At 55.4% G+C, this 26,717-nt stretch carries 25 protein-coding genes; 14 read left to right on the plus strand and 11 right to left on the minus strand.

The features are described from left to right. Nucleotides 1-50 precede the first annotated feature (50 nt). From betA to betI, 3 genes are all read right to left on the minus strand, one after another. On the minus strand, nt 51-1,736 hold the full coding sequence (gene betA, locus FHI25_RS12275; RefSeq protein ID WP_210518086.1) for a choline dehydrogenase: 1,686 nt from the start codon (nt 1,734-1,736) through the stop codon (nt 51-53). Between the two features lie 73 nt (nt 1,737-1,809). Further along, nucleotides 1,810-3,267 (minus strand): betaine-aldehyde dehydrogenase, encoded by a 1,458-nt coding sequence (betB, locus tag FHI25_RS12280; RefSeq protein WP_246879053.1) that lies wholly within the window; start codon nt 3,265-3,267, stop codon nt 1,810-1,812. 60 nt (nt 3,268-3,327) lie between these two features. Further along, nucleotides 3,328-3,924 (minus strand): transcriptional regulator BetI, encoded by a 597-nt coding sequence (gene betI, locus FHI25_RS20615; protein ID WP_246879054.1) that lies wholly within the window; start codon nt 3,922-3,924, stop codon nt 3,328-3,330. Nucleotides 3,925-4,311: 387 nt separating this feature from the next. On the opposite strand from betI, the gene FHI25_RS12285 reads away from it, so the two are divergent. From FHI25_RS12285 to choV, 3 genes are all read left to right on the plus strand, one after another. Next, a complete protein-coding gene (locus tag FHI25_RS12285) occupies nt 4,312-5,271 on the plus strand; it encodes a choline ABC transporter substrate-binding protein (RefSeq protein WP_210518089.1) in 960 nt (319 codons plus the stop codon). Nucleotides 5,272-5,385: 114 nt separating this feature from the next. After that, complete coding sequence (gene choW / locus FHI25_RS12290) at nt 5,386-6,234, plus strand: choline ABC transporter permease subunit (RefSeq protein WP_008891859.1); 849 nt, start codon at nt 5,386-5,388, stop codon at nt 6,232-6,234. A 2-nt stretch (nt 6,235-6,236) separates the two neighbouring features. After that, nucleotides 6,237-7,433 carry a choline ABC transporter ATP-binding protein gene (gene choV, locus FHI25_RS12295; protein ID WP_210518092.1) on the plus strand — a complete coding sequence of 399 codons (1,197 nt, stop codon included), beginning with the start codon at nt 6,237-6,239 and terminating at the stop codon, nt 7,431-7,433. Between the two features lie 69 nt (nt 7,434-7,502). Here the strand turns inward: choV and moaD are convergent, their stop codons facing one another. Continuing rightward, a complete protein-coding gene (moaD, locus tag FHI25_RS12300; protein ID WP_063086927.1) occupies nt 7,503-7,754 on the minus strand; it encodes a molybdopterin converting factor subunit 1 in 252 nt (83 codons plus the stop codon). A gap of 96 nt (nt 7,755-7,850) precedes the next feature. Then, a complete protein-coding gene (locus FHI25_RS12305) occupies nt 7,851-8,795 on the minus strand; it encodes a LysR family transcriptional regulator (RefSeq protein ID WP_129542731.1) in 945 nt (314 codons plus the stop codon). A 172-nt stretch (nt 8,796-8,967) separates the two neighbouring features. Here FHI25_RS12305 and FHI25_RS12310 point away from each other — a divergent pair, with 172 nt between their 5' ends. From FHI25_RS12310 to FHI25_RS12355, 10 genes are all read left to right on the plus strand, one after another. Continuing rightward, nucleotides 8,968-9,840, plus strand: a complete 873-nt coding sequence (locus tag FHI25_RS12310) for an ABC transporter permease (protein ID WP_008891863.1) — start codon at nt 8,968-8,970, stop codon at nt 9,838-9,840. 11 nt (nt 9,841-9,851) lie between these two features. Further along, entirely contained in the window at nt 9,852-10,652 is an 801-nt protein-coding gene (locus tag FHI25_RS12315; RefSeq protein WP_210518095.1) for an ABC transporter permease, read from the plus strand. 107 nt (nt 10,653-10,759) lie between these two features. Beyond that, nucleotides 10,760-11,914, plus strand: coding sequence for an extracellular solute-binding protein (locus FHI25_RS12320; RefSeq protein WP_210518098.1), 1,155 nt, complete (start codon nt 10,760-10,762; stop codon nt 11,912-11,914). Nucleotides 11,915-12,019: 105 nt separating this feature from the next. Continuing rightward, on the plus strand, nt 12,020-13,117 hold the full coding sequence (locus FHI25_RS12325) for an ABC transporter ATP-binding protein (RefSeq protein ID WP_210518100.1): 1,098 nt from the start codon (nt 12,020-12,022) through the stop codon (nt 13,115-13,117). 29 nt (nt 13,118-13,146) lie between these two features. Beyond that, complete coding sequence (locus FHI25_RS12330; protein ID WP_210518101.1) at nt 13,147-14,523, plus strand: aspartate aminotransferase family protein; 1,377 nt, start codon at nt 13,147-13,149, stop codon at nt 14,521-14,523. Beyond that, nucleotides 14,520-15,449 carry a 3-keto-5-aminohexanoate cleavage protein gene (locus FHI25_RS12335; protein WP_210518103.1) on the plus strand — a complete coding sequence of 310 codons (930 nt, stop codon included), beginning with the start codon at nt 14,520-14,522 and terminating at the stop codon, nt 15,447-15,449. The genes FHI25_RS12330 and FHI25_RS12335 overlap by 4 nt, the downstream gene beginning before the upstream one ends. A gap of 56 nt (nt 15,450-15,505) precedes the next feature. Then, complete coding sequence (locus tag FHI25_RS12340) at nt 15,506-16,549, plus strand: histone deacetylase family protein (RefSeq protein ID WP_210518105.1); 1,044 nt, start codon at nt 15,506-15,508, stop codon at nt 16,547-16,549. A gap of 11 nt (nt 16,550-16,560) precedes the next feature. Then, nucleotides 16,561-17,706, plus strand: coding sequence for an FAD-binding oxidoreductase (locus tag FHI25_RS12345; RefSeq protein ID WP_210518107.1), 1,146 nt, complete (start codon nt 16,561-16,563; stop codon nt 17,704-17,706). A gap of 32 nt (nt 17,707-17,738) precedes the next feature. Then, nucleotides 17,739-19,025, plus strand: a complete 1,287-nt coding sequence (locus FHI25_RS12350) for an ArgE/DapE family deacylase (protein ID WP_210518110.1) — start codon at nt 17,739-17,741, stop codon at nt 19,023-19,025. Between the two features lie 46 nt (nt 19,026-19,071). Continuing rightward, nucleotides 19,072-19,419: a RidA family protein gene (locus FHI25_RS12355; protein ID WP_210518112.1), complete on the plus strand. Its 348-nt coding sequence runs from the start codon at nt 19,072-19,074 to the stop codon at nt 19,417-19,419. 81 nt (nt 19,420-19,500) lie between these two features. On the opposite strand, the gene FHI25_RS12360 is transcribed toward FHI25_RS12355, so the two are convergent. Beyond that, nucleotides 19,501-20,733 (minus strand): bifunctional alpha/beta hydrolase/OsmC family protein, encoded by a 1,233-nt coding sequence (locus FHI25_RS12360; RefSeq protein ID WP_210518114.1) that lies wholly within the window; start codon nt 20,731-20,733, stop codon nt 19,501-19,503. Nucleotides 20,734-20,833: 100 nt separating this feature from the next. Here FHI25_RS12360 and FHI25_RS12365 point away from each other — a divergent pair, with 100 nt between their 5' ends. After that, nucleotides 20,834-21,343, plus strand: a complete 510-nt coding sequence (locus FHI25_RS12365) for a GNAT family N-acetyltransferase (RefSeq protein WP_210518116.1) — start codon at nt 20,834-20,836, stop codon at nt 21,341-21,343. A 69-nt stretch (nt 21,344-21,412) separates the two neighbouring features. Here FHI25_RS12365 and FHI25_RS12370 read toward each other — a convergent pair whose 3' ends face one another. The 5 genes from FHI25_RS12370 to FHI25_RS12390 form a co-directional block, all read right to left on the minus strand. Then, nucleotides 21,413-21,910, minus strand: coding sequence for a thioesterase family protein (locus FHI25_RS12370; protein ID WP_063086916.1), 498 nt, complete (start codon nt 21,908-21,910; stop codon nt 21,413-21,415). Then, a complete protein-coding gene (locus FHI25_RS12375) occupies nt 21,907-22,848 on the minus strand; it encodes an ornithine cyclodeaminase family protein (RefSeq protein ID WP_210518118.1) in 942 nt (313 codons plus the stop codon). Before FHI25_RS12375 ends, FHI25_RS12370 begins: the two co-directional genes overlap by 4 nt. A gap of 128 nt (nt 22,849-22,976) precedes the next feature. Beyond that, nucleotides 22,977-23,828, minus strand: coding sequence for an alpha/beta hydrolase (locus FHI25_RS12380; protein ID WP_210518120.1), 852 nt, complete (start codon nt 23,826-23,828; stop codon nt 22,977-22,979). 266 nt (nt 23,829-24,094) lie between these two features. Then, nucleotides 24,095-25,564, minus strand: a complete 1,470-nt coding sequence (locus FHI25_RS12385) for a M81 family metallopeptidase (RefSeq protein ID WP_210518122.1) — start codon at nt 25,562-25,564, stop codon at nt 24,095-24,097. Between the two features lie 87 nt (nt 25,565-25,651). Then, nucleotides 25,652-26,707: a DctP family TRAP transporter solute-binding subunit gene (locus tag FHI25_RS12390; protein ID WP_210518124.1), complete on the minus strand. Its 1,056-nt coding sequence runs from the start codon at nt 26,705-26,707 to the stop codon at nt 25,652-25,654. Between the last annotated feature and the right edge of the window lie 10 nt (nt 26,708-26,717).

Here is a 26,717-nt window from a genome sequence, read left to right on the forward strand (position 1 = left end):
ATCAAAAAATGAACCGGGGATAATCATCAGACTATTTAAAGCCCGCAGATTTAGCGCTGCTTGGTTTCCCATTCCGGATGCACGAAATACGGCGCATTCGATGGTGCCAGCGGCGTGCGACCGCGGATGATGTCGGCGGCCTTTTCACCGATCATGATGGTCGGGGCATTGAGGTTGCCCGATGCGATGGTCGGCATGATCGAGCTGTCGACCACGCGAAGGCCTTCGACGCCATGCACGCGGGTTTTCTCATCCACCACCGACATCTCATCGCTGCCCATCTTGCACGAACAGGACGGGTGATAGGCACTTTCGGCGTGATCGGCAACAAATGCGTCGATCTCTTCGTCAGTCTGGATATCCTTGCCCGGCGCAATTTCCGACCCGCGCAGATCGGCGAATGCGTCCTGGGCAAAGATTTCGCGGGTCAGACGAACAGATGCCCGCATTTCTTCCCAGTCTTCCGGGTGGCTCATATAGTTCGGATCAATGATCGGGCGATCCTTGGGGTTGGCGGATGCCAGACGGACCGTCCCGCGCGATTTGGAACGCATCGGACCAACATGGGCCTGAAAACCATCGCCTTCGGCCGCCTTGGAGCCGTTATAGTTAATCGCGGCTGGCAGGAAGTGATACTGAATGTCAGGATGCTGTACACCCGCCTTGGAACGGATAAAGCCGCCCGCCTCGAAATGGTTGCTGGCACCAAGACCGGTCTTGAACAGATACCATTCCGCCCCGATCTTAAGTTTGTTCCACCAATCGAGTTTGCTGTTCAGGCTGATGGGTTTGGTGCATTCCATCTGAACATAGAGTTCAAGATGGTCCTGAAGGTTTTCACCAACACCGGGCAGATCATGGACAACATCAATGCCATGTTCGCGCAGATGCGCCGCCGGACCAACGCCCGAAAGCATCAGAAGTTTTGGCGAGTTGATCGAACCAGCCGAAATGATGACTTCGCGATCGACAAGGGCGCGCTTGTTTTCGCCGTCATGGAAAAAGTCGAGGCCGATGGCCCGTTTTCCTTCGAAAACAACATGTTGTGCAAAGGCCTTGTGATAGACGGTCAGGTTCGGGCGCTTCATCGCCGGATGCAGATAGGCGCGTGCCGTTGACCAGCGACGGCCCTTATAGACCGTCATATCCATGGTCCCGAGACCTTCCTGGCGATAGCCGTTCTGATCCGGGGTGAATTCGTAACCAGCCTGCTGACCGGCCTTGATCCAGGCCTTGTGCAGGTCGTTCTGACAGGCACCGGTCGTCACATGCAGCGGACCATCACCGCCGTGATATTCATCGCCGTCGGTGTCTTCGTTGCGCGTATCGGCCTTGCGGAAATAAGGCAGGCAGCGCGCATAGTCCCATTCCTTGAGACTTGCGTCTTCTTCGGCCCAGCGATTGTAATCAAGGGCGTGACCACGAACATAAGCCATGCCGTTGACCGAACTTGAACCGCCATAAACGCGCCCACGTGGCGTTTCCATGCGGCGGTTATTGAGGTTCGGTTGCGGCGTTGTCCAATAGGCCCAGTTATAGGTTTCCGACTGCATCGGATAGGACAGCGCGGTCGGCATATGGATGCGCCAGTCCCACCAGTGATCTTTTGGTCCGGCTTCGATCACCAGAACCTTAACCTCGGCATCTTCGGTCAGTCGGTTGGCAAGCACAGCCCCTGCCGAACCTGAACCGACAATCACATAATCATATTTTTCAGTGGTCGTTGGGGTCGTCATTTCTGATCCCTTGTTTGGTCGTGCTGTGTGGGCAGCCGGTGAGTGGTTGGCGACGTTGGTTGGTCAAAGCCCCTTAGTAAGGGGCCTCAACGTCGCCGGTTTCGACATAAACGGATTTGATGCGGGTGTAATATTCAATCGCCGCACGGCCGTTTTCGCGGCCAACGCCCGATTTCTTGACACCGCCAAACGGCATTTCGATCGGCGTGATGTTATAGGTGTTGATCCAGCATGTACCGGCCTCAAGCCGTGCCACCACGCGATGACCACGCGACAGATCCTTGGTGAACACGCCAACTGCCAGACCGTATTCGGTGTCATTGGCGCGCTTGATCACTTCGTCTTCGTCGCTGAAGGTCAGAACAGACATTACCGGACCAAAGATTTCCTCGCGCACGATGGTCATGTCATCGGTGCAATCGGCAAACACGGTCGGCGCGACAAAAAGCCCGCCTTCTGGCATGCCCTCGGTCACGGCATGGCCGCCAAGAACGCATTTGGCGCCTTCTGCCTTGCCCTTTTCGATATAGGACATGACCTGTTCGTATTGTGCCTTGGTGACAATCGGTCCGACCTGGGTTTCAGGTTTTTCCGGATCGCCAAGAACAAGATCCTTGGAGCGTGCGATCAGCTTCTCGATGAAGGCATCGGCAACGCTTTCATGGACAAACACACGCGTCCCGTTCGAGCAAATCTGACCCGATGAATAGAAGTTCGCCATCTGCGCACCCGATACCGCGTTATCAAGATCGGCATCTTCGAAAACGATCATCGGCGACTTGCCACCCAGTTCCATGGTGACGGCCTTCATGCCACCGGCGGCAACGGATGCCACCTTGGCACCGGTCGCAGCCGATCCGGTCAGGGAAATCTTATCCACGCCCGGATGTTCAACCAGTGCGGCACCGCTTTCGCGTGCGCCCTGCACAACGTTGTAAACGCCATCGGGAAGACCGGCTTCTTTAAGGGCCTCGGCAACCGCAATGGCCGAAAGCGGTGTGGTTTCGGACGGTTTGTAAACAACCGCGTTACCGCATGCCAATGCCGGGGCTGCCTTCCAGCAGGCGATCTGGATCGGATAGTTCCAGGCACCGATGGCACCACAAACCCCAACCGGTTCGCGGCGGGTATAGGCAAAGTTACCGGCAAGATCGATATGTTCGCCCGCAAGGCTGCCAGCCACACCGGCGAAATATTCAAGGCATTCAACACCCGAAATCACATCGACAATTTCAGTTTCCTGAATGGCACGCCCGGTATCACGGGTTTCAACCAATGCCAGCTCATCATTGCGATCCCGAAGGATCTGGGCGGCCTTGAAAAGGACACGTGCCCGTTCGGCAGCTGGCGTGTTTTTCCAGATTTCGAACCCGGCGCGTGCGGCCTTGACCGCGGCATCCACATCAGCAGCCGTGCTTTCGTGGCCCTTGGCCAGAACCGTGTTGGTCGCAGGGTTAAGGGTAACCATCTCTGCGCCCGAACCCTGGGACTTCTTGCCATTGATGAAATTCTGGATTTGATAAAGGCTCATCTTAAAACTCCTGCAGGCCACCGGGGCAACCGGCAGCCGTGGTCTTTGTGTTTGGTTCGGTTATTTCTTTGGACTGGGCGAATTCGCCAGATACAGGCGCAAGGTGCCCAGCACCATCTTGCGCGCCCCGGCAATATCGGCCTGCCCGCGGGACAGACCGGTTCGCACCCAGATGCCGTCAACCATAGCGGCAATCGCAGACGAGATTTCATCTGCGCATTCTTCGGTGGTCAATTGACGCAACTCGTGCCGCAGATTGGAAGCAAGGCGCTGAAAATAGATATTGTTCAGACGCCGCAACTGATCGGAAAACGGCACCTGCGCCCAGAAAGACAGCCAGGCCACCGTCACCTGCGGGGTGAACTGTTCTTCGTTGAAGTTGGTATTGATGATCGCTTCGAGACGGTCCATCGGCGTTTTGGCCGTTGCTAGGCGCACCATGTAGTCATCACGCAAATCCTTCATCAGGGAGCGCATGGTTTCCTGCAGCAGGGCATTCTTGCCGCCGAAATAGTGCGAAATAATCCCCGACGACATACCGGCAGCCTTAGAGATCCGCGCAATCGTGGTGTCGGCGAATCCGTGCTGATGAATGGTTTCAATCGTTGCGTCGATCAACTGCCTGCGGCGTACAGGCTGCATACCAACTTTGGGCATTAACTCATCCAATCCTCTGCGTTGCGAAGGCTTTAGAAGGGTTTAACGCCGGTGCAACAGCATAAGACGCAGTTTTTAATCCTTCGCAATTGACGTAACCAGAATATGCTGTAATTTAATTGAACAATCAATCAATAAAAACACGCCGACATGTGCGGCGCGTTTCTCAGGGCCTTGAACCTTTGCTGCGCGGCTTTGCGGCTGTTTTTGTGATTATTCCGGCCCATCAACCACGTTCGGGGTAACGTGGCTGATGGCTCTGGGCGAGTGTTGGCGACATGTATGTTGCGTTGATGTTCGTCTGGCCTCCGGAACCGAGCGTCTTCTGATGACCGGCCAAATTCGGTCATCAGCAACATCAGGTTTATACAAGGGAGAACCAGAAGCATGACCAATCTTTCCACGTTCGGCCGCCTTCTTGGCAGCACCATTATTGCGACCACCCTGCTGGGTGCCACTGCTGCCAAAGCAGCCGATAGCGATGCCTGCAAAACCGTGACTTTCTCTGATGTGGGCTGGACCGACATCACCGCAACCACGGCGACTGCGTCCGTTATCCTCGAAGCACTCGGTTATGATGCCGAAACCGAATTGCTGTCGGTACCGGTCACCTACACGAGCCTTGCCAATGGCGACGTTGACGTCTTTCTCGGCAACTGGATGCCGACCATGGCAGCCGATATTCAGCCCTACCTTGATAAAGGCACCGTCGTGTCGACCGGTGCAAACCTTGAAGGTGCGAAATACACCCTTGCGGTCACCCAGAACGCCTTTGATGCGGGTCTTAAGGACTTTGCCGACATTGCCAAGTTCAAGGATCAGCTCGATGGCGAGATTTATGGCATTGAGCCGGGCAATGACGGCAACCGTCTTATCCAGGACATGATCGACAGCAACCAGTTCGATCTGGGTGAGTTCGAACTTGTTGAGTCCTCCGAACAGGGCATGCTGGCAGAAGTGAGCCGCAAATCATCGCGCGATCAGTTCATCGTCTTCCTCGGTTGGGAACCCCATCCGATGAATGCAAAATACGACATGGCCTATCTTGATGGTGGCGATGACGTCTTTGGACCGAACTTTGGCGGTGCAACTGTTCACACCAACCTGCGCGCCGGTTACACCGACGAATGCCCGAATGCGGGTAAATTCGTGACCAACCTGAAATTCAGCCTCGCCATGGAAAACGAAATCATGGACGCGATCCTGAACGAAGGGACCGATCCGGCAGAAGCAGCAACCGCATGGCTTAAAACCAACCCGGATGCAGCTTATGCATGGCTTGACGGTGTGACCACCTTTGACGGTGGCGATGCCAAAGCAGCCCTGAAATCCGGTCTTGGTCTTTAAGCACCGCGATTGATTTTACCGATGCGCCCGCCACTGGTTTCCATTTGTGGCTTCCGGCCGATGCGGGCGCATCGGATGTATTTTTCTTAATTCTCATTGAACGGATTTTTTCGCATGGAATGGCTCACGGAAACGAAGATTCCGCTGGGACAGTGGATATCGTCCCTGATGGATGCGCTGAACGAACATGCCGATTTCGTTTTCTATACCGTTTCGGATGTTCTCGAATTCATTATTGAAAATACCATCGATTTTCTGGTGTGGCTGCCTGCTCTTTTGATCATTGCGGTCTTTGGCGCGCTTGCGGCTGTCTTGCACAAATCATGGAAACTGACGGCGTTTACGGTTCTGTCGCTTCTGCTGGTGGTCAATCTTGGCTATTGGGAAGAAACCATGGAAACGCTGGCACTGGTGATCTATGCGACGCTGTTTTGCATGTTGATCGGTGTGCCGCTTGGCGTGGCATCCGCCCACCGCCCGTGGCTGCATCAGGCGATGCGCCCGGTCCTTGATCTGATGCAGACGATCCCGACATTCGTGTATCTGATCCCGACCCTGATCCTGTTTGGTCTGGGTGTCGTTCCCGGTCTTATTTCGACCGTGATCTTTGCGATTGCCGCCCCGATCCGCCTTACCCATCTTGGCATTTCCAACACGCCGAAATCCCTTCTGGAAGCCGGGGAAAGCTTCGGCTGCACGCCGCGCCAGTTGCTGTTCAAGGTTGAACTGCCATCGGCGATGCCATCGATCATGGCGGGCCTGACCCAGTGCATCATGCTGTCGCTTTCGATGGTGGTGATTGCAGCCCTTGTTGGGGCAGACGGCCTTGGTAAGCCGGTCGTGCGTGCGCTAAATACGGTGAATATCGCGCAAGGCTTTGAAGCCGGTCTGGCAATTGTGATTCTGGCCATCGTGCTGGACCGTATCTGCCGTCGTGACCACAAAGAAAAGTCGGGGCAGTGATCATGAGCAATGCTGTTGAATTCGAAAATATCGACGTGATCTTTGGTAATCGTCAGGCAGAATCCTTGAAACTGCTGGACGAAGGTAAAACCCGCGAAGAGATCGCTGCTGCCACCAACAATGTCCTTGGTGTCGCCGATGTGACCTTCAATGTGCCTCAGGGTGAGATATGCGTCCTGATGGGCCTGTCCGGTTCAGGCAAATCATCGCTTCTGCGCTGCGTGAATGGGCTTAACGCTGTATCACGTGGTTCGCTTCGGGTACGTGATGGCGATTGGATGGAAGACGTCACCAAATGTGACGGCGCCACCCTGCGCAAGTTGCGTCGCGAATGTGTCGCCATGGTCTTCCAGCAATTCGCCCTGTTCCCGTGGCGAACAGTTGAAGACAATGTCGGCTTTGGCCTTGAACTGGGCGGTATGGGTGCGGCGGAACGTCGTGAGATCGTGCGTGAAAAGCTGGCGCTCGTTGGACTGGATAAATGGGCAAACAAATATGCCCATGAACTGTCCGGCGGCATGCAGCAGCGTGTTGGTCTGGCGCGTGCCTTTGCCACCGATGCCCCGATCCTTCTGATGGACGAGCCGTTCTCGGCCCTTGATCCGCTGATCCGTAACCGTCTGCAGGACGAGTTGCTGGACCTTCAGGAGAAGCTCAATAAAACCATCCTGTTTGTCAGCCACGACCTTGACGAAGCCATGAAACTCGGCAATTCGATTGCCATCATGGAAGGTGGTTATGTTGTGCAACACGGCACGCCAGAAGACATCGCGCTCCGCCCGGCCAACGAATATGTTGCGGACTTTGTGGCACATATGAACCCGGTCAATATCCTGCGTGGACGGGCGATCATGCATCGCCTTGATAGCGATCAGAAATCCGGCAATACCGAGTTCCTGCTCGAAGATGCCAATATCCGCGTCACCCTGCGGGATGGCGTTGTCCGCTCGGCCAATAATGGCGAACGCGGCGAGCTTAAGCTGATCAATTATGACGGCACCCTGCCCGATCAACTGGACGCGACCGACAACTCGATTGTCTTCGTCGCGCAGGAGGATGTGCTGCTGAAGGATCTGATCGAGATGCGATCGATCACCCAAAACCCGGTCATCCTGACCCGTGATGGCAAGGTGACCGGCACGCTGGGCCGCAAGGAGTTCTTTGACAGTTTGACCCAGACGGCGTCTGTGGCGGATTAAGCTGATCAAATAGTATGATGATTAAAAGGGCGCCCTGGAACCAGGGCGCCCTTTTGTATGAAGAGTGAATTACCCGCCTGTGACCGGCGGGAACAGCGCAATCTCGGTCGCCTTGGTGACGTCGGTGTCGGGTGTGGCATATTCCTGATCGACCGCGACGCGAATGATCGCGGGATCAGCCAGGGCATTGGCAAAGTTTTCTCCGCGACCGGGCAGCCATGCCAGCAGGTCGGCAACCGTTTTGACGGTATCGGGAAGGTCAATGGCCTCTTCCGCCATGCCGATGCGGTCCTTGACCCACGAAAAATAGATCAGCTTCATGTTTATTCCTGACAACAAACTTCAATTTGCCCGCATGCTTGCGCAAGTCCCTGCCCGGTGGCAAGTCCCAATGGCGTGATCTGACGAATTTACGCCTTATGGATAGACAAAATAGCCGTCCGGTGCCGCATCCAGCCGCGCAGTCAGGTTTTCGATAAAGAACCGTTCCGCACGGCTCAGTGACATGCGCGGGTTGGTTACCAGATAAATATCAATCGCCGGCGGATCAATATAGGGCGGCAGGCGCCAAAGCTGCCCACGATCGGTCGCACTTTGCACGACGTGGATCGGCAGTGGCCCGATGCCAAGCCCGGCATTGATCAGGCGACGGACTTCTTCAAGGTGCGGGCTGACGGCAACGACCTTGCCCTTCATCCCTTCCTGCGCACGCAGGACCGCGACCGGGGCCAGTGCATCACTGAGCTGGTCGGTCGCAAAGGACACAAATGCCTCGCGGCGCAGATCGGCAAGGGTCAGGTCCTTTTGACCGAACAGATGATGGGTCGGGCCGCAGAAAAAGCCGAAATGTTCGCGATACAAACGGCGATATTCCAGTCTGGGATGGCGTTCCTTGACCAGACAGATGCCAAAGCTGGCCTGCTGTGACAGCACCTGATCAACGACATTGACCGAGGTCGCAACATCGATTTCATAGGTGACTTCGGGATGAGCCCGATTGAATTCAAACAGGGCATCATCAAGTGGCGGAAACACCACATGACTGGCCAGCCACATATGCAAATGCCCGGTCAGCTGATTGCCACTATCAGACATCACATCAGACAATCGGCCGATGGCACCGCAAATTTCGCGGCATTCGTGATAAAGCGCCAATCCCTGTTCGGTCACTTCAAACCGGCCGCGTTCACGGTCAATCAGGCGCGCGCCAATCTGATCTTCAAGGCGTTTGAGCGCGTTACTGACACTGGGCTGGCGCAGCAATAACCGGTTGGCCGCCCCGGTGATCGAGCGTTCCTCAACAATAACAGTAAAGGTGTGCAGCAGGTTCCAGTCGAACTGCCGACGCATTAACTCGTTCATTCTGCTGACCTTTCCGACATTTCCGGGACCACACATAGATAATGGCTATGAGATCTATTCTACTTATCTATTTGCGCTATGTGCAAGTCTGGGTTGGAATGCCTCCAACAAATTTCTTCACGGCCAAATAACCGGGTGCGGCACTGACCGCAGACAATAACGGGAGGCACAAATGGCCGCAGATGTCGCCGGAGCCCGCAGGACTCCGTGGGTACTGCTATCACCATCACTGGCAACCATCAGCCTGCTGCTGATTGTGCCAATGCTGTTCATTGTCGTTTATTCATTCTGGTTGCGCACCGCGACCGGTGCGGATCAGGTCGGCTTTTATCTCGATAACTGGATTGAAGTTCTGGGCGACCGGTTTTATCGCGACATCCTGTTCCAGACCCTTTTGATTGCCTTTTACACCACGGTTATTTGCGCGTTTGTCGGCTATATCCCGGCCTATTTCGTTGCCAATACGCGGATGAAATCCAAGGCATTCCTGTTGCTGTTGCTGATGCTGCCATTCTGGATCAGTTACATCATCAGAACGATGTCGTGGATCAACATTCTGGGCACATCGGGGGCACTTAATACCCTTTTGATATCAATCGGCATCATCGATGACCCGATCCAGATGCTGTATAACCAGCAGACCGTGGTTCTGGGCCTTGTGCACTATCTGCTGCCCTTCATGATTTTGAATGTCTATGTCAGCCTTGATGGCATCGACAAGAACCTGACCGAAGCCGCCCAAAGCCTTGGCTGTACCGGTTTCCAAGCCTTCCGCGAAGTGACATTGCCGCTGTCCATGCCCGGTTTGGCGGCGGGATCACTGCTGTGCTTCGTTCTGGCGGCGGGCACCTATATCACCCCGATTGTTCTTGGCGGGCCGCGCGATGCGATGTTTGCCAACCTTGTGTTCGAAGCCATCGTGACACAGCTCAACTGGCCGCTTGGCTCAGCGCTTTCGCTCGTGCTGCTGGCCCTTCTGGGCGCACTGGTCGTCATTTACACCCGCTATCTCGGCATCGATCAGATCGCCAAGAGCTTTAAGTAAGGGAGCAGCAAATGATGTCCGGTTGGTCCGTAATCCGAATTGCCACGATCCTTGTCTATCTGTTCCTGTTTGCGCCGGTGGCGGTTGTCATCCTGTTGGCGTTCAATGCCAACCAGTTCGGCAGCTTCCCGATCGAAGGCTTTTCGCTCCGCTGGTTTGAAGCGCTTTGGGACAATGATGCGATTGTGCGGGCGTTCAAGACGTCGCTTTTGCTTGGTGCGCTGACAGCCGCCATTTCGACAACGCTTGGCACCCTCGCAGCCCTTGCCATGGTCAGATACGATTTCCCCGGGAAACGGACCATTTCGACCCTTCTGGTTGCCCCAATCCTGATCCCGGAAGTCGTTCTGGCTGTGGCGCTCCTGCTATTCCTGCAGTTCCTGTCGATGCCAAAAAGCTTCGGGCTTCTGTTGATGGGCCATGTGGTCTTTACCCTGCCCTTCGTGGTTCTGGTGGTTCAGGCGCGGCTTGTCTCCATCCGCCGTGACGTTGAAGAAGCCGCCATGAGCCTTGGCGCGACACCTGTGCAGACTTTCTTTGAAGTGACCCTGCCCCTGATGTTGCCAGCCGTCATGGCCGGGATGCTGTTTGCCTTTACCATTTCGTTTGATGACATCACCGGCACCCTGTTCTGGAAGCCGGGCGGCGTTGAAACCGTCCCGACGCAGATCTTTGCCATGCTGCGCAACTCGATCAGCCCGGAAATCAACGCGCTTGGTGCTGTGATGGTGATCTTCACCATTGCCCTGCCGCTGGTGGCGGCATCGATTGCGCGGGTCATGGCCATGCGCAAGGTGGGCGCATCGAAATAACTTTTTGCACAATGCGGACAACCGCCAAAACCAAGAACAACACCAAAAATACAACGACCAACAACAAGACCGATCAACGGATATATCGTTTTATCAGGAGGCCTTAAATGGACGATACCAAACGTTATGAACGCCTACTTAATCGCTATCGCGACGGCGATATCAACCGCCGTACTTTCCTGACTGCACTGGGTGCGGCCGGCGTTGTTGCCGGGGTCACCGGCGGCCCGATGGGCATGCTGGCCAAAAAGGCGATGGCCGCAACCCCGGAACAGGTCCGCTTTGACGGTTGGGGTGGCGTTGTTTCCGAGGCATTCGAAAAATATGCCTTCGCGCCCTACACCAAGAAAACCGGCATCGAAGTCGTATCGGGCACCTTTGGCGGTGCGGACGAATATATTGCCCGCGTCAAGGCCAGCCAGCCGGGCGAATTCAACCTCGCCCACCTGTCAGGTGTGTTTGACTATGCGCGGTATCATGGTCTGGAACTGACGTCCGAACTCAATGAAGACAACATTCCGAACCTGAAAAACGTCATCCCGACCTTGGTCGAGCCCCTGCGCAAGATCACGGGCGGCACGATTTCGGCGGTTCCGTATGATTACGGCACCACTGGCATTGCCTATAACCGCAAATATATCAGCGACGATGAAGCCAAGGCCAAGGGTGCCAAGCTGATGGTTGATGAAGCCTATAAAGGCAAAATCGGCGGCTGGGGCGAATGGAAAACCCGCATCTGGTATGGCGCACTGCAATCTGATCAGGACCCGAACAACATTCAGGATATCGATGCCGTTTGGGACATGGTCCGTGCGCACCGCGACCTTGCGCTGAAATACTGGTCTTCGGGGGCGGAACTGATGAGCCTTCTGGCCGAAGAAGAAATCTATGTCACCGAAGGCTGGTCTGGCCGCATCAAGGCGCTGCAGGATCAGGGCCATGACATTGGTTATCTTGATCCGGCCGGTGGCCTTGGTTGGCAGGAATGCCTGTTTGTGCTGCGTGGCAGCCCGATGGCGGCCTGTGAAGAACTTCTGAACTTCATGCTGGAGCCGGAAGTGGCGATTGCCGTTGCCGAAGGTCAGAGCTATCCGCCGGCCCTTGATCCGCAGAAGATCGAACTGGGCGAGGTCATCCCGACCCTGCCGGCATTTGATCCGAGTGGAACACTGTCGTCGCTTAGCTTCTTTGATCCGGCATACTGGAACGAAAACGAAGCCGACTGGTCGAAAACGTTCTCGCGTGTGCAGCGCGGCTACTAAGCCCCGCCTGCTTGCCTGAAACTGTGTCCTGGCCGCGCACAACCGGCCAGGACAGACTTGCCGCCTTATGTCGGGTGCGGCGCAATTCAGACAGGGTATTTAACAATGGCAGACAGACAAAACGCTGTTGAACTGCACAATGTCGTTAAACGGTTTGGTGAATTCACCGCCGTCAAACGCATTGATTTGACCGTCCCGGACAACAGCTTTGTAACTTTCCTCGGTCCGTCGGGCTGTGGCAAGACAACGACGCTGCGCATGATTGCGGGTCTGACCGATATTACCGAGGGGGATCTTCTGATCCGCGGGAAACGGGTCAACAGCCTACCGATTCACAAGCGCAATCTTGGCCTTGTGTTTCAGAACTATGCCCTGTTCCCGCACAAGACGATCTTTGACAACATCGCCTTTGGCCTGAAATACCGCAAAGTGTCGAAGTCCGACATTGCAGAGAAGGTCAACAAGGCGCTTGATCTTGTGCAATTGCCCCATGTCGCCGACCGCTATCCCAATCAGCTTTCCGGTGGCCAGCAGCAGCGCATTGCGCTCGCGCGTGCGATTGTGATTGAGCCGGATGTGTTGCTGCTTGATGAACCGCTTTCAGCCCTTGATGCAAACCTGCGCGAAGAAATGCGTGTGGAACTGAAACGCATCCAGCGCGAACTGGGTGTTGCCACCGTGTTCGTCACCCATGACCAGTCCGAGGCCCTTGCCATGTCCGACAAGCTGGTTGTCATGAATAATGGCTTTGTCGAACAGGAAGGCGCACCCGAAGAAGTTTACAACAATCCGGCATCGGCCTTTGTTGCCGACTTCCTTGGTCATTCCAATATCATTCAAGCCAACCTTGGAAGCCCCGACGCGGCCTTTACCCAAGTGGCACTTGAAAGCGGGGAGACATTGCTGACCACGGACGAGCAGACCGCCAAGGCAAAGAATTCAAAAGACGTTCGTGCCGTGATCCGGGCCGAGAAAATTGACCTTTCCGAAGAAAACCGCGCCACCGATGGCGTGATTTCGATCCCCGGCAAGGTCAAAACCGTTGACTATCTGGGCCAACAGGCCCGTTACTTTGTCGAGGCCAATGGCCGCGACTGGCAGGTCATCAACCCGATTGATGCCCACCCCCATAAGGAAGGGGCCGATATCTTCATGCATATCGCGGCCCGTAATTGTGTGTTGTTACCCGGCCATCAGGATTAATCCTCCGCCGGTTCAGGAGAGCCACCAGAATGACGCATGATCCCAAAAGCCCCGTCGGACATAACCGGGAATCCCGTCTGTTTTATCAAAGCCGGTCCCGTCGCCCACTGATCGAACGATCAGAAGGCGTTTATATGTGGGATGTCGATGGCAAACGTTATATCGATGCGTCCAGCGGCGCCATGGTCAGCAATATCGGCCATAGCGACCCGCGCGTGATCGCCGCCATGACCAAGCAGCTTGAAAAGGCCAGCTTCGCCTATCGCCTGCATTTCGAAAATGACGCGGCCGAAGACCTTGCGATCCGCCTTGCCGACCGCGCACCGGGCGATCTTGAGCGCGTGTTCTTTGTTTCTGGCGGGTCGGAGGCGGTTGAAAGCTGCATCAAGCTTGCCCGTCAATATGCACTGGCCAAGGGCCAGGCACAGCGCACAAAAATCATTTCACGTTTTCCGAGTTACCATGGTGCGACCCTGGGTGCGCTTGCCATCACCGGCTATACGCCGATGCATGCGCCCTTTGCACCGATGATGGTCGATCAGCCGAAAATTCCCGCCCCGACCTGTTATCTGGATCGTGATGATCTGAGCGATCATGAGCGTGGCATCAAATATGCCAACATGCTGGAAGCCGAAATCATCAAACAGGGCCCGGAAACCGTTCTTGGTTTCATCATGGAACCTGTTGGTGGGGCGGCCACCGGCGCGCTTGTCGCCCCCGACAGCTATTATGGCCGCATTCGCGAGATCTGCGATCAATACGGCATTCTTCTGATCTATGACGAGGTCATGACGGGGGCCGGTCGTACCGGCAAGTATTTCGCCGCCGAGCATTGGGGTATCGTGCCCGATATTCTTGCCGTGTCCAAGGGATTGGCCGCAGGTTATGCGCCGCTTGGTGCGATGATCGCACCGGATCGGATCGTGGGTCCGGTTCTTGATCATGGCGGGTTTATTCATGGCTATACCTATGCCGGGAATCCGTTGGCCTGTGCGGCGGGCAATGGCGTCCTTGATGTGATTGAAGAGGACAATCTGCTTGAAAATGCGGCGACCAATGGTGCGGCACTCAAGGATGAATTGACCAAACTTGCCGATGATTTCGCGATGATCGGCGATGTGCGCGGCAAGGGATTGTTGCTGGCGGTTGAACTGGTCAAGGACCGCGACAGCATGGAACCACTTGATCCCAAACATATGGCGGCAGCGCGACTGGTTGATATCGCCTATGACATGGGCCTGATCATTTACTGGCGCCGCACACGCGGCGGGTATCGCGGCGATCATGTCATGGTCTGCCCGCCAATGACCATCACCAAGGAACAGTTTGCCGATATCCTTGTGCCGCTGCGCAAGGCATTGAGCGAACTGCAAGACGAACTCGTGAGCGCAGGAGCCTTCGCATGAGCCGCAAAGTCATCATCACCTGTGCGATTACCGGATCGGTTCATACCCCGTCCATGAGCCCGCATTTGCCGGTCACACCCGATGAAATCGCAAAGCAGGCGATTGATGCCGCCAATGCGGGGGCATCGATCCTGCACCTGCATGCGCGTGATCCCAAAACCGGTTATCCAAGCCCGGATCCGGACGTGTTCATGCAGTTCCTGCCAAAGATCAAGGCGGCAACCAATGCAGTGATCAATATTTCGACCGGTGGCGGCATGAACATGAATGTTCGTGACCGCATCCGGGCCGCACGTGAAGCCGCACCGGAAATGGCGTCGCTTAACATGGGCACGATGAATTTCGGTCTGTTCCCGGCCCTTGCCGGACGCACCGAATGGAAACATGACTGGGAACCGGAATTCCTTGAAAGCAGCCGCGACTTTGTTTTCAAGAACACGTTTTCCGACATCGAAACCATTCTGGCCGATTTGGGCGACGCCAATGGCACCCGGTTCGAATTTGAATGCTATGACGTCGGGCACCTTTATACCCTGGCGCATTTCGTGGACCGCGGCCTGATCAAGGGGCCGATCTTCATTCAGTTCGTGTTGGGTGTTCTGGGCGGCATTGGCGCCGATCCCGATAACCTGGCGCATCTGAAACGCACCGCTGACAAGCTGTTTGGCGATCAGTACCAGTTTTCTGTTCTGGGTGCCGGGCGCCATCAGATGCCGCTTGGCAGCATGTCGGCTGCAATGGGCGGCAATGTGCGGGTCGGGCTTGAAGACAACCTGTATATCAAAAAGGGCGAACTTGCGCCGGACAACGCATCGCAAGTGCGCAAAATCCGCGAGGTGCTTGACGGGTTGTCGCTTGAAATCGCAACCCCGGACGAGGCGCGCGCGATCCTGGGTCTGAAAGGCGGCGACAAGGTCGCCTTCTGACCGCAGGACCCACAAAGCCACCACCGTTTGACCACATCATGTGAAAGGCGGCAGAGATGATGCATGCCTATTTCTCAGACGATCAGCTTCGCCATCACGGCAAGACATTCATTGTCGCGGGCGAGAAAAAGCCGATCCCCGAAGTCCCCGAACGCGCAGAAATCCTGCGCGGTGCGGTCGGGCGTCTGGGGCTTGATCTTCATGCCCCCAGTGACGCCGGGCTGGCCCCGATTGCCGCCATTCACGATGCGCAATATCTGAACTTCCTTCAGACCATTCATGATGAATGGCAGGATGTCGGGGGTGCAGAACAGGTCATTCCAAACATCCACCCGTTTGATCGCAACGGCCCCTACCCGCGCCATCCGGCCGGCAAGGCCGGCTTTCATCTTGGCGATACGTCCTGCCCGGTATCACGCACCACTTGGCATTCGGCCTATGCCAGTGCGCAAACCGCAATTGCGGCCGCCCGCCATGTGCGTGATCAGGGTGCTAATACCGCCTATGCCCTTTGCCGTCCGCCGGGACACCATGCCAGTGGCAATATCGCCGGGGGGTTTTGTTACCTGAACAACAGTGCGATTGCAGCCGAGGAACTGCGTGCGAAATATGACCGAGTGGCGATCCTTGATGTCGATTTGCATCATGGCAACGGGACACAGCATATTTTCTATGACCGGTCTGATGTCATGACCCTGTCGATCCATGCTGATCCGCTGGATTTTTATCCGTTCTATTGGGGCCATGCCGAGGAAGCTGGCGCACAGGACGGGCTTGGCTTTAACCATAATCAGCCCCTGCCCCTTGGCAGTGGTGATGCGGTGTTCCTTGACGCGCTTGACCGGGCACTGACCAAGATTGATGATTTCGGTGCGGATGCGGTTGTCATTGCGCTTGGCCTTGATGCATCACGCGATGATCCGTTTGGCGGATTGACGGTCAGTCCCGATGGTTTTGCCCGGATGGGCGAAAAAATTGGCACTCTTTCCTGCCCGACCGTTCTGGTGCAGGAAGGTGGTTATGTTAGTGAAACACTTGCAGAAAACCTTTATCAATTTATCAGCGGCTTTGGCGCGACCACCAAAACAAACCCGATTTAAGAAGGCCCCACATGACACATTCGGACATCCTGATCATCGGCGGCGGCATCGCCGGAATGTCAGCTGCATTCTTTTTGGCCAAGGCGGGTAAATCCGTCACGGTTCTCGAACGTGAAGACCAGCCGGGCTATCACAGCACCGGCCGGTCAGCAGCCCTATATAGCGAGACATATGGCCCGAAGATCATCCGCAAGATGTCGACCGCCAGCCGGGCTTTCTTCATCACCCCGCCAGACGGGTTTACCGAAAACCCGATCCTGACCCCGCGCGGCATCATCATGACCGCCGCCCCCGGCGAAGAGGCCGAACTTGATGCCATCCTGACCGAGGGTCGCGCGAATGGTGCGAACTTTGTTGAACTGACGCCCGATGAACTTAAGGAAATTGTGCCCGTCATTCATACCGACCGGGTAGCCAAGGCAGCCTATGAACCAGATGCCATGGATATTGACGTGCATGCGCTTCACTGGGGCTTTATCCGCCAGTTCAAGGCACTGGGCGGCACGGTTATCACCAAGGCCGATGTCACCGCAATCGGCAAGGCAGATGGGAAATGGCAGGTCACACTGGCCAAAGGTGACGTTTATGGCGCTGATATCGTGGTCAATGCCGCTGGTGCCTGGGCTGATGACATCGCCACCAAGGCCGGGATCAAGCCGCTTGGCATCGTGCCCAAACGCCGCACGGCGGTGATGGTCGATGTGCCAGCCGACGTAAAGCCGCATGGCTGGCCACTGGTCGCAAGCCTCGATGAAACACTTTATTTCAAGGAAGATGCCGGTCGCCTGCTGGTGTCCCCGGCCGATACCACGCCGACCGAACCGCATGATGTCCAGCCCGAAGAACTTGATATCGCGATTACCATTGATCGCCTGATGACCGCCACCAGCATCGAGGTCCGCCGTCCGGGTGAAAGCTGGGCCGGGTTGCGCAGCTTCTTTGCCGATGGTGATCCGGTATCAAGCTTTGATCCGGCTGATGACAGTTTCTATTGGCTGGCGGGCCAAGGCGGTTATGGCATCCAGACCGCACCGGCAATGGGTGAATATGCGGCAAGCATCATCACGGGCAAGGGCGTCCCGCCGCAGATGGAAAAGCTTGGCATTACCACAGATGCGCTTTCGGCCACCCGCCCCACCCTTGTTAGCGGCAAGTAATCATCGGCATCGCCCGATCAGGAGAAAGACCAATGAGCCAATTTGACCGTGCAGCCTTGCGTGAAGCTGTATCAAAGCGCACCCAAAGTGCGATTGATGATTTGTGCGCGCTTGTGCGTCATGACAGCCTGCTTGGCAATGAGGCATCTGCGCAAGGTTGGATTGCCGACAAGTTTGCTGCGATGGGGCTGGGTGTTGAACGGGTCAAGATTGATATCAGCGCCTTACGCGATCAGCCGGGCTTTTCGCCGCCGGTGATTGACGGCTATGACGGGCGTGAAAACGTCGTTGGCCTGCATCGCCCGAAAAACCCGACGGGACGCAGCCTTATCCTGAATGGTCATATGGATGTCGTGCCGACTGGCCCGGCGGAACAATGGCGCCACGGCCCCTTCACCCCGCATGTCGCGGATGACTGGATTTACGGTCGCGGTGCTGGCGATATGAAAGCCGGTATCATTGCCTATTGCCAGGCGCTTCAGGCGCTGCACGATATCGGCCTAGAACCGGCTGCCCCGGTTACTCTGCAATCGGTGATCGAGGAAGAATGTACCGGCAATGGGGCGCTTGCCTGCCTGCATGCCGGGTACAAGGCCGATTGTGCCATCATTCCCGAACCGTTCAACCAGACCCTGATGACGGCCCAGCTTGGTGTCATGTGGTTTCAGATCCATGTATCGGGCAGCCCGGCGCACGTTCTCGATACCTCGGCTGGTAGCAACGCGATTGAGTCTGCCTTCGGTTTCTTTGAAACCTTGAAGGAAGTCGAGGAAATCTGGAACCACCCAACGCATCGTCACGCAGCCTTTGGTGCGCATGTCCATCCGGTGAACTTCAATCTGGGCAAGATTGAAGGCGGCGAATGGGCATCGACCGTGCCGCCGGTTTGCACCGCTGATATCCGCGTTGGTTTCTATCCGGGGATGGAGCTTGAAAAGGTGCGCGAAACCATTGAGGCCGTCAAACAAAGTGCGCTTGATAACCACCCGGCTTGCAAGGGGGCCAAGATCGAGATCACATATCGCGGTTTTCAGGCCGAGGGTTGCGAGATGGATATCAATCATCCGATGATGTCGATCATTGGCGACATTCATCAGGAAGTCACCGGCAAGGAGATCAGAAATCTTGCCTCGACCGCGACAACCGATGCGCGCTTTTTCCAGATTTATGGCAATATCCCGGCCACCTGTTACGGCCCGAAGGCCGAACGTATTCACGGGATTGACGAACGGGTTTCGATTGCATCGATGATGGAAGTCACCGAGGTTCTTGCCCTGTTCATTGCCGACTGGTGCGGCGTACAAAAGCGTGATACCTAAATCTCAATTCGAATAATATATCCAATGCTTTAACAAGGAGCGTTTCATGAGTATCCAGCGTCTTCACACCGGCCCGCGTATGAGCCAGGCCGTTGTCCATGGCAACACCATCTATCTGGCCGGCCAGGTTGGTAACCCCGATAGCGACATCACCAACCAGACCAAGGAATGCCTTGAAAAGGTTGATGCGCTTCTGGCCGAATGCGGCTCTAGCAAAGAACACATCCTGTCGACCACCGTCTGGCTTGCCGACATGAAAGACTTTGCGGCAATGAACGCCGTTTGGGATGCATGGGTCCCGCAGGGTCACACCCCGGGTCGTGCCTGCGGCGAAGCAAAGCTTGCCACCCCGGATTATCTGGTTGAGTTCATTGTGATTGCGGCCAAGCCGTAGGTCACTTTGGCACCAATTTAAAAAACGCCTGACACGGGAAACCGGTCAGGCGTTTTTTTGTTTCATCGGCAATCTGTCGGGCTATACCCGGTCTTCGCGCGTGACGATCAGTGATGTCGCCTCAAGCGTTCTGTGTACCGGGCATTTATCGGCAATTTCGATCAGGCGTTGACGGGTGGCGTCATCCAGATCGCCGGTGAACCGGATGATGCGTTCGAACCGGTCGATCTTGCCGCCCTTTTCCGAATGCTGTTCGCCGCATTCCGCGCAATCATCGGCATGAACTTTTTGATGCAGGACTTCAGCACGAATGGAATCAATCGGGATCCCCTTGTGATCGGCATACATCCGGATCGTCATCACCGTGCAACTGCCAAGAGCCGTTGACAGATAATCATAGGGCGACGGTCCACTATCAAGCCCCCCGACCTTTTCCGGTTCATCGGCCAGCAGGCGGTGCTTGCCTGCCATGACCATCGACTGGAACTTGCCAAGGCCGGTTTCACGGACAATCACACCTTCGCCGATATCCGGTTTTGCCGATTTGCCTGCCGGCAGATATCGTTTTGCCCATGCGGCAATCACGGATGCGGCGTACTGCGCATCATCAGGATCGCTCAGCAAATGGTCTGCCTGATCAAGCGAGACAAAGCTTTTGGGATGCTTGGCCGCATCAAAAATCTTGCCAGCATTTTCAATCCCGACAGTCTGATCAAGCGGCGCATGCAAGACCAGAAGCGCCTTTTTCATCTTTGCCACCTGTGCGGGCAGATCATATCCACCAAGGTCATCGACAAACTGCTTGCGAATGACAAACGGCCGCCCGCCAAGGCAAACTTCGGCCTCGCCCTTATCACGGATTTCATCAAGATGATCGGCAAAGTTATGGGTCACGTGATGGACATCTGCCGGTGCGCCGATGGTTGCAACCGCTGTTGCCTCCTTGATGCGATCAGCCACCGCCAGAACCGCCGCGCCACCAAGTGAATGTCCGATCAGAAGTTTCGGGGCCTCGAACGCGTCACGCAGGAAATCAGCCGCACGTTCAAGGTCATCAAGGTTGGATGTAAAGTTGGTCGAGGCGAAATCACCGCCCGACCCACCCAAGCCGGTGAAGTCAAACCGCAGGACACCGATGCCCTCAATCGTCAGCGCCTCGGCAATTTTGCGGGCAGCAATCAGATCCTTGGTACAGGTAAAACAATGCGCAAACAGCGCATAGGCCTTGACCGGCCCGGTTGGCAGGTCCAGCCGTGCGGCCAGTTCGGCACCATGGGCCCCTTCAAATGTCACCTTGATCGGTTTTCCGGGCATTGTCATTCTCCTGACCTTTGAGGGGTGAAATCATACTGCTATTTCAGATAGTCCCCGATAATATCCTTCTTGATGCCACCGTAACACGGACAGTTCAGTGATGATCGTTCAAACCGAACGCACAATTTTGCGAGAAGCCACACATGACGACGCCCCGTTCATTCTTCAGCTGCTAAATGAGCCCGGATGGCTTCGGTTTATCGGCGATCGTAACATTCATGACCTTCAGGCGGCGCGGGATTATATCGATCTGCGTTTTCGCGAAAACTATGACAAGCTTGGCTTTGGGATGTGCGTTGCACTTGAAAAACACAGCCAAAGCCCGATTGGCCTGATCGGCTTTGTAAAGCGTGACACGCTTGATGCCCCTGATATCGGCTATGCCGTGACCGAGACGTATCAGGGCAAGGGTTATGCCTATGAAGTCAGTTCGGCACTGATCAATCATGGCTGGCATCACTACAGGTTTGACAAGATTTATGGCTATTGCCTGCCAGACAATGTCGCGTCTGTTCGGATGCTTGAAAAGCTTGGCCTGACTTATCTGCGCGATCAGGATGTCAATCAGTCGGGCGAGATGTGCAGGCTTTATATGGCAACCCGACCATAGGTCCTGCCCCTGAGCCCAATCCAGCGCACCAAAACAAAACCCCGCGATCTTATGATGCAGGGTTTTTGATTATTTGCGGCGAATGCCGATCTTGCGACCAACCCCGGACGGGATTGGTAAATTGGCATGCGCGTCCTTGATCTTGTTCAGTGTTTCCATGATGTCATCGGGGAACGGGGCCGAACGCCGTTCCTTCATATTGATATGCATGGTGATGATTTCATTGGTCGCGGCCAGCCAGCCTTCAGTGCCATGGCGCATTTCATGATACATGTGAATGCGTTTCTGATCGCAATCCAGAACCCGGGTATGGATGACATACGGATCATCCTGATGAATTTCGCGATCATAGGTCACATGCATTTCAAGCCCGAAGGTCGATCCGCCGCGCCGTTCGGGATAGCTATATCCCATCCCCACTGCATCAAGAAACGCCATCGATCCCAGATCGAATGCCACCACGTAATAGCCGACATTCATATGGCCGTTAAAATCAATCCATTCGGGTTTGATATGCCCGCGAAAGGCTTCAAGCGGTTCTGGTGCAAACAGATCGGTGCTGATCATTTTTCGACGGCCTTCACAACCGCGACCGCCGCGACGAAATCTTCAAGCGAATGACCAACCGATTTGAATACGGTGCATTCGCTATCGCTTTCACGGCCCTTGACCTGCCCGCGGGTCAGGCCGAACAGATCGCCGATGATGTCGGATTTGGAAATCGCCCCTGAATCAATCGCCTGAACGACGTCGCCGCCTTCGGCACTCGCCCCTTCGAAGCTATCGACATAGATGCGGCATTTCTGCATGACCGCATCATCGGTTTCACGCATGGTTGGCTTGAACGCGCCGACCAGATCAACGTGGGTTCCTTCGCGCAGCCAGTCGCCATGCACCAATGGCTCGGTCGAAAGGGTTGCGCATGAAATCAGATCGGCCGTCTTGCATGCCGCTTCCAGATCATCCGTGCCCTTGGCGTTAAAGCCGAGCTCGGCAATCTCGGCGGCGAGTTTTGCCGCCTTTTCGGGATTGCGGTTCCAGATGGTGACATTCTTGATCGGGCGAACCGATGCATGCGCCTTGATCAATTGGGGGGCCATCGCACCTGATCCGACCATCACCATGTCGCTGGCATCCTTGCGCGCCAAATAGTCACAGGCCAGCGCGGACGCTGCGGCCGTACGGCGCGTGGTCAGTTTGGTGCCATCAATGACGGCGGATGGCTGGCCGGTAACGGCATCGAGCAAAACATAAGTACCCGAAACAGCCGGAAGATTACGCGCCGAATTCCCCGGCACGACGGCGGCGATTTTAACACCGGCTGCACCATCCTTTTGCCAGGCCGGCATGATCAGGAAGGTTGCGTCATCCTCGTTACTGCGTTCCATGTTGAAATGACTGCGCAGCGGTGCTTCGCAGCCCTGTTCAAACCCGTCGCGAAGGGCTTCGACCAGATCACGGGGCGAGACGAATTTTTCGATATCTTCGGCAGTAATGAAACGCATGGGCCTTCCTGTATAAGCATTTTTGTTTTCAGTGCGGTAGCGGTCATATTTTATACCACGTCGCAGTCCATACGTCACAGGAAGACCAGCAGTTTTTTATGCTGTTTTATGAGATTTTCCGGGGGAATTTACGGCAACAAAAACCGTTTGAGCGTGCCAAACAGGGATCCGGTGCCAAGGAACACTTCTTCAAGCACGGTAAAGTGGTTGGCACCCCATGCCTTATAGACCGAAACCTTGAGCCCGGCACTGCCACAATAAGCGCCATAGGCATCGCTTTGGCGGACAAATTCCGGGCTTTCATTACCGCCGACGACCACCATCAAACGGGCATCAAGCGGCACACCATCAAGCATCGGTGAATTGTCGGCAGCTGACGCTTCGTCAAGGCGGACATCGTCATTGATCGTCGTGTGCCGGATCGGTTCAAGATCAAAAACACCGGAAATCGGCACAATGGCCTCAAACGGCATCGCATCGCCAAGCGTTTCGGCCCAATCATGGGTGGCAAGTCGGGCGACGATCTGACCACCCGCCGAGTGGCCCGAAATCGAAATCCGGTCACGGTCGCCGTTAAATTCTTCGATATGCTGATAGATATAGGCAATCGCGCGCACGGCTTCTTCGGTGATGTCGGCCACGGTTACATCCGGGCACAGATCATAATTCGGGCAGATGACCGTAAAGCCAGCCGCCACCAGATCGCGCGCGACAAAGGCATAATCCTTTTTGTCCTGACTGCGCCAATAACCACCATGGAAAAACACATGCACCGGTGCGCCCGGATCGGATGCCATAAACACATCCATGGTTTCCTTGGGCCCGTCGCCAAAGCGCACATCAATCTTGCCGCCAAGCTGGGCACGGGTTTCATCGGACAGTTTCACGAACCGTTCAAAATGGGTCATGAAGTCCGGCACGGTTTCGCGCGGATTATATTGCCATTCAAGCTCTGCTGCTGTGAAACCGCCCCAAGCCATCGGAACCTCATTGTTATCGGTGAAAACGATCTCGCCCGGTTCAATCTTTCTTTAATTTCGGATTGTTTGCAAACACTTCGCAAAATAGATGGTGCTTTTAACCGAACTCACCAACGCTTACCGATCGCTGCCGCAAAAAAAAGAGCCATGACCAGGCGTTAAACCCAATCATGGCCCCAATCCTTGACCAGTCCCTTGCAGGGAGACTTTTAACGGCTCGAATGTGTGGCTTTTGAACCGCTTGCGACTGGCACAAGGTAAACTTTCTAACCGGCCTTTTTTTCAAACGGATCTTCGACAATCGGCCACAGGGCGCGGGTCAAATGGCGATATCCGTTCGTTTTCGGGTCGGACGGATATGGTCCGTGTACATCGACATAAATGATCTCGCCCGCGATCTTGGCAAACGAGTCATAAAAATGGTTGGTCGATTTGATGAACAGGTATTTCTTCGAAACCGGATCAATACCTATGTTGGAAAACAGGCTGGGATTAAAGCTTTGCGACCGGTTGGTATTGAGGATCACCTCCCCCCCGTCGGGCAGGATGATCACGGCGCAATCGCCAAGTGGAACGATGCTTTCACCGAAATACTGCCAGGCATCGCGTTTCAAGGTTTTGACCCGGACCTCGGCGTCAATCGGTGCACCCGCATGGGCACCGGTTTTCCCGCCAAACCGCAGCGGTAAAACCGCCCCCTCGCCCGCGGAAAAACAGGTCCGTACCGCCATCGGATCCCACAGGGTGCCAAAGGCATAATCGTTAAGCCCGCGATCGATCACGGCGCGCAGCAAAATGGTGCTATCGCCCGGAACACCACCGCCCGGATTGTCCCAGACATCGGTCAGGACAATCGGTTTGGCATCGGATGCCAGCGCCTGATCAAGGGCATCTTCGGGTTTGGCAAAAGCAGGCCGGGTGGCCCCACGGAAACCAAACAACTCAACCCCCAGGTCGTGTGCAATCTGCTTGGCTTCCGCAGGGTTATCGTTGGTGGTGACAATTACCTTGGCCCCAAGATCGGGCACGTCACCGGCCATAAATCCGTGAATGAACGATACCGACAGAATATTGCCAGTTCCTTCCATTGCCTTTGCCCGGTCAATGAATGACCGCATCGGTTCGCGCGAGGTCGGCAACACCTCGATCATATGGCAGTCAAAAACTTCCTTGGTCGGTTTGATTTCGCCGCGCAATGTGCGCAATACAAGATCAACCACAGCCCGCCCGGTTTCGACAAAATCGGTATGGGGGAATTCCTTGAACGCAACAATAATGTCAGCGTTATCAATGCGTTTCGCGGTCAAATGGCTGTGCGGATCAAAGCTTGTGCCGATCACAACATCAGGGCCGACCAGTGCACGAATGCGTGCAATCAGATCACCTTCGCAATCAAGGTAATCCTGGGCCACCATTGCGCCATGAAGACCAAGGATCACGCCATCAACCGGCATGGCCGCACGCAATTGGCCAAGCACCTCGTCACGAAGCTGCTCATAGGTCTGGCGATTCACCAACCCGCCCGGTTCCGCCCATGTCGCGGTGCCTTCGATCAGATCCCAGCCTTCCTTGGCGGCACGCAGGCGGCCTTCGGTAAAGACAGCACTGCACAGTGTCGGGGTGACCGGATGCTGGCCCGGCGGGGCATAAAAGCTTTCCTGAAAATCGGAAAAATCAGTGCGCAAAGGTGAAAAAGTATTGGTCTCGGTTGCAATCGAGGCGCAAAAAATCCGCATGGCCCGTGCCTTTGTTATTGGTCTTTTGATATCAGCTAATGAATTCCGAAGGGGCGAGAACCCCGCCCCTTCGGCTATTGGAATGGCTTATTCCATGTAGCGGTTGGCGTTGGCCTTCTCGACTTCTTCCTTGAACAGGTTCAGAAGTTTGACACCTTCATCGCCAAGGCTTTCCTGAACGTGTTTGACCACGACCGGCTGGGTTGCCTCTTTGAACTTTTCACGGTCTTCAGCCGACAGCGCGGTGATTTCCATTTTGTCCTTAAGACCGGCAAGACCACGATCAGATGCCTCGATCACACGCGACACGCCACGGCTTGCAACAACGCAAGACTGTGCAGCGTAACGGATGATTTTCTGCTGATCGGCGGTCAGGTCATCCCAGAATGCCTTCGACAGCATCATGGTGTAGGGCGAGAACAGGTGGTTGGTCAGGGTCAGGTAGCCCTGAACTTCGTTGAACTTGGCAAAGGTAACAGTCGGAACCGGGTTCATCTGACCATCGATCACACCGGTCTGAAGACCGGCATAAACTTCGCCCCAGGCCATCGGATATGCTTCGGCACCAAGGGCCTGCATGATTTTCTGATGGGACGGCAGCGACATGGTACGAATGCGGATACCCTTGAAATCTTCAAGCGTTGCAATCGAATGCTGCGAGTTGGTCACGGCAAAGAACCCGCCGGTATCCGGGAAGCCAAGAACCTTCACATCACCCAGTTCGCCTTCAATGTCGCTTGCAAGCGTCTCGCCAAACGGACCATCAAACACGTCATAGGTCGATGCGTTGCTATCAAATGCAAAGGCAAGGTTCAGAACGTCAATGCGCGGATAGTAAGATGCCAGCGCACCGGTCGAGGTCAGCGTACCCTGGATCAGGCCATCACGGACCATCTGAACATGTTCGGCAGCCGAACCAAGCTGGTTGGACGGATAAATTTCGACTTCGATTTCACCGTTGGTGTCAGCTTCGACGATGTTGGCGAAAACAGCCGTGCAGGCATGTGCCGGGTTTTCGAACGGGTCGGTCTTGTTGTCGTGCGCGAATTTAAGAACCTTCGGCTCGGCGAATGCCATCGAGGTGCTGCCCATCAGCATCGCGGTTGCAAGGGCGGCTGCGCCCAAACGCTTTACGGTTTTCATTTCTACCTCT

The organism is Thalassospira sp. ER-Se-21-Dark (assembly GCF_017922435.1).
Classification (GTDB): domain Bacteria; phylum Pseudomonadota; class Alphaproteobacteria; order Rhodospirillales; family Thalassospiraceae; genus Thalassospira.

Bases quoted from the DNA above. Each gene is read 5' to 3' on its own strand.
- FHI25_RS12385 (WP_210518122.1), bottom strand. From the start codon at position 25,564: ATGCGGATTTTTTGCGCCTCGATTGCAACCGAGACCAATACTTTTTCA.
- FHI25_RS12345 (WP_210518107.1), top strand. From the start codon at position 16,561: ATGACACATTCGGACATCCTGATCATCGGCGGCGGCATCGCCGGAATG.
- moaD (WP_063086927.1), bottom strand. From the start codon at position 7,754: ATGAAGCTGATCTATTTTTCGTGGGTCAAGGACCGCATCGGCATGGCG.
- FHI25_RS12335 (WP_210518103.1), top strand. From the start codon at position 14,520: ATGAGCCGCAAAGTCATCATCACCTGTGCGATTACCGGATCGGTTCAT.
- FHI25_RS12330 (WP_210518101.1), top strand. From the start codon at position 13,147: ATGACGCATGATCCCAAAAGCCCCGTCGGACATAACCGGGAATCCCGT.
- FHI25_RS12360 (WP_210518114.1), bottom strand. From the start codon at position 20,733: ATGCCCGGAAAACCGATCAAGGTGACATTTGAAGGGGCCCATGGTGCC.
- FHI25_RS12315 (WP_210518095.1), top strand. From the start codon at position 9,852: ATGATGTCCGGTTGGTCCGTAATCCGAATTGCCACGATCCTTGTCTAT.
- FHI25_RS12305 (WP_129542731.1), bottom strand. From the start codon at position 8,795: ATGAACGAGTTAATGCGTCGGCAGTTCGACTGGAACCTGCTGCACACC.
- choW (WP_008891859.1), top strand. From the start codon at position 5,386: ATGGAATGGCTCACGGAAACGAAGATTCCGCTGGGACAGTGGATATCG.
- betI (WP_246879054.1), bottom strand. From the start codon at position 3,924: ATGCCCAAAGTTGGTATGCAGCCTGTACGCCGCAGGCAGTTGATCGAC.
- FHI25_RS12365 (WP_210518116.1), top strand. From the start codon at position 20,834: ATGATCGTTCAAACCGAACGCACAATTTTGCGAGAAGCCACACATGAC.
- FHI25_RS12375 (WP_210518118.1), bottom strand. From the start codon at position 22,848: ATGCGTTTCATTACTGCCGAAGATATCGAAAAATTCGTCTCGCCCCGT.
- FHI25_RS12340 (WP_210518105.1), top strand. From the start codon at position 15,506: ATGATGCATGCCTATTTCTCAGACGATCAGCTTCGCCATCACGGCAAG.
- FHI25_RS12325 (WP_210518100.1), top strand. From the start codon at position 12,020: ATGGCAGACAGACAAAACGCTGTTGAACTGCACAATGTCGTTAAACGG.
- FHI25_RS12390 (WP_210518124.1), bottom strand. From the start codon at position 26,707: ATGAAAACCGTAAAGCGTTTGGGCGCAGCCGCCCTTGCAACCGCGATG.
- FHI25_RS12310 (WP_008891863.1), top strand. From the start codon at position 8,968: ATGGCCGCAGATGTCGCCGGAGCCCGCAGGACTCCGTGGGTACTGCTA.
- FHI25_RS12370 (WP_063086916.1), bottom strand. From the start codon at position 21,910: ATGATCAGCACCGATCTGTTTGCACCAGAACCGCTTGAAGCCTTTCGC.
- FHI25_RS12355 (WP_210518112.1), top strand. From the start codon at position 19,072: ATGAGTATCCAGCGTCTTCACACCGGCCCGCGTATGAGCCAGGCCGTT.
- betA (WP_210518086.1), bottom strand. From the start codon at position 1,736: ATGACGACCCCAACGACCACTGAAAAATATGATTATGTGATTGTCGGT.
- FHI25_RS12380 (WP_210518120.1), bottom strand. From the start codon at position 23,828: ATGGCTTGGGGCGGTTTCACAGCAGCAGAGCTTGAATGGCAATATAAT.
- FHI25_RS12285 (WP_210518089.1), top strand. From the start codon at position 4,312: ATGACCAATCTTTCCACGTTCGGCCGCCTTCTTGGCAGCACCATTATT.
- betB (WP_246879053.1), bottom strand. From the start codon at position 3,267: ATGAGCCTTTATCAAATCCAGAATTTCATCAATGGCAAGAAGTCCCAG.
- FHI25_RS12320 (WP_210518098.1), top strand. From the start codon at position 10,760: ATGGACGATACCAAACGTTATGAACGCCTACTTAATCGCTATCGCGAC.
- choV (WP_210518092.1), top strand. From the start codon at position 6,237: ATGAGCAATGCTGTTGAATTCGAAAATATCGACGTGATCTTTGGTAAT.
- FHI25_RS12350 (WP_210518110.1), top strand. From the start codon at position 17,739: ATGAGCCAATTTGACCGTGCAGCCTTGCGTGAAGCTGTATCAAAGCGC.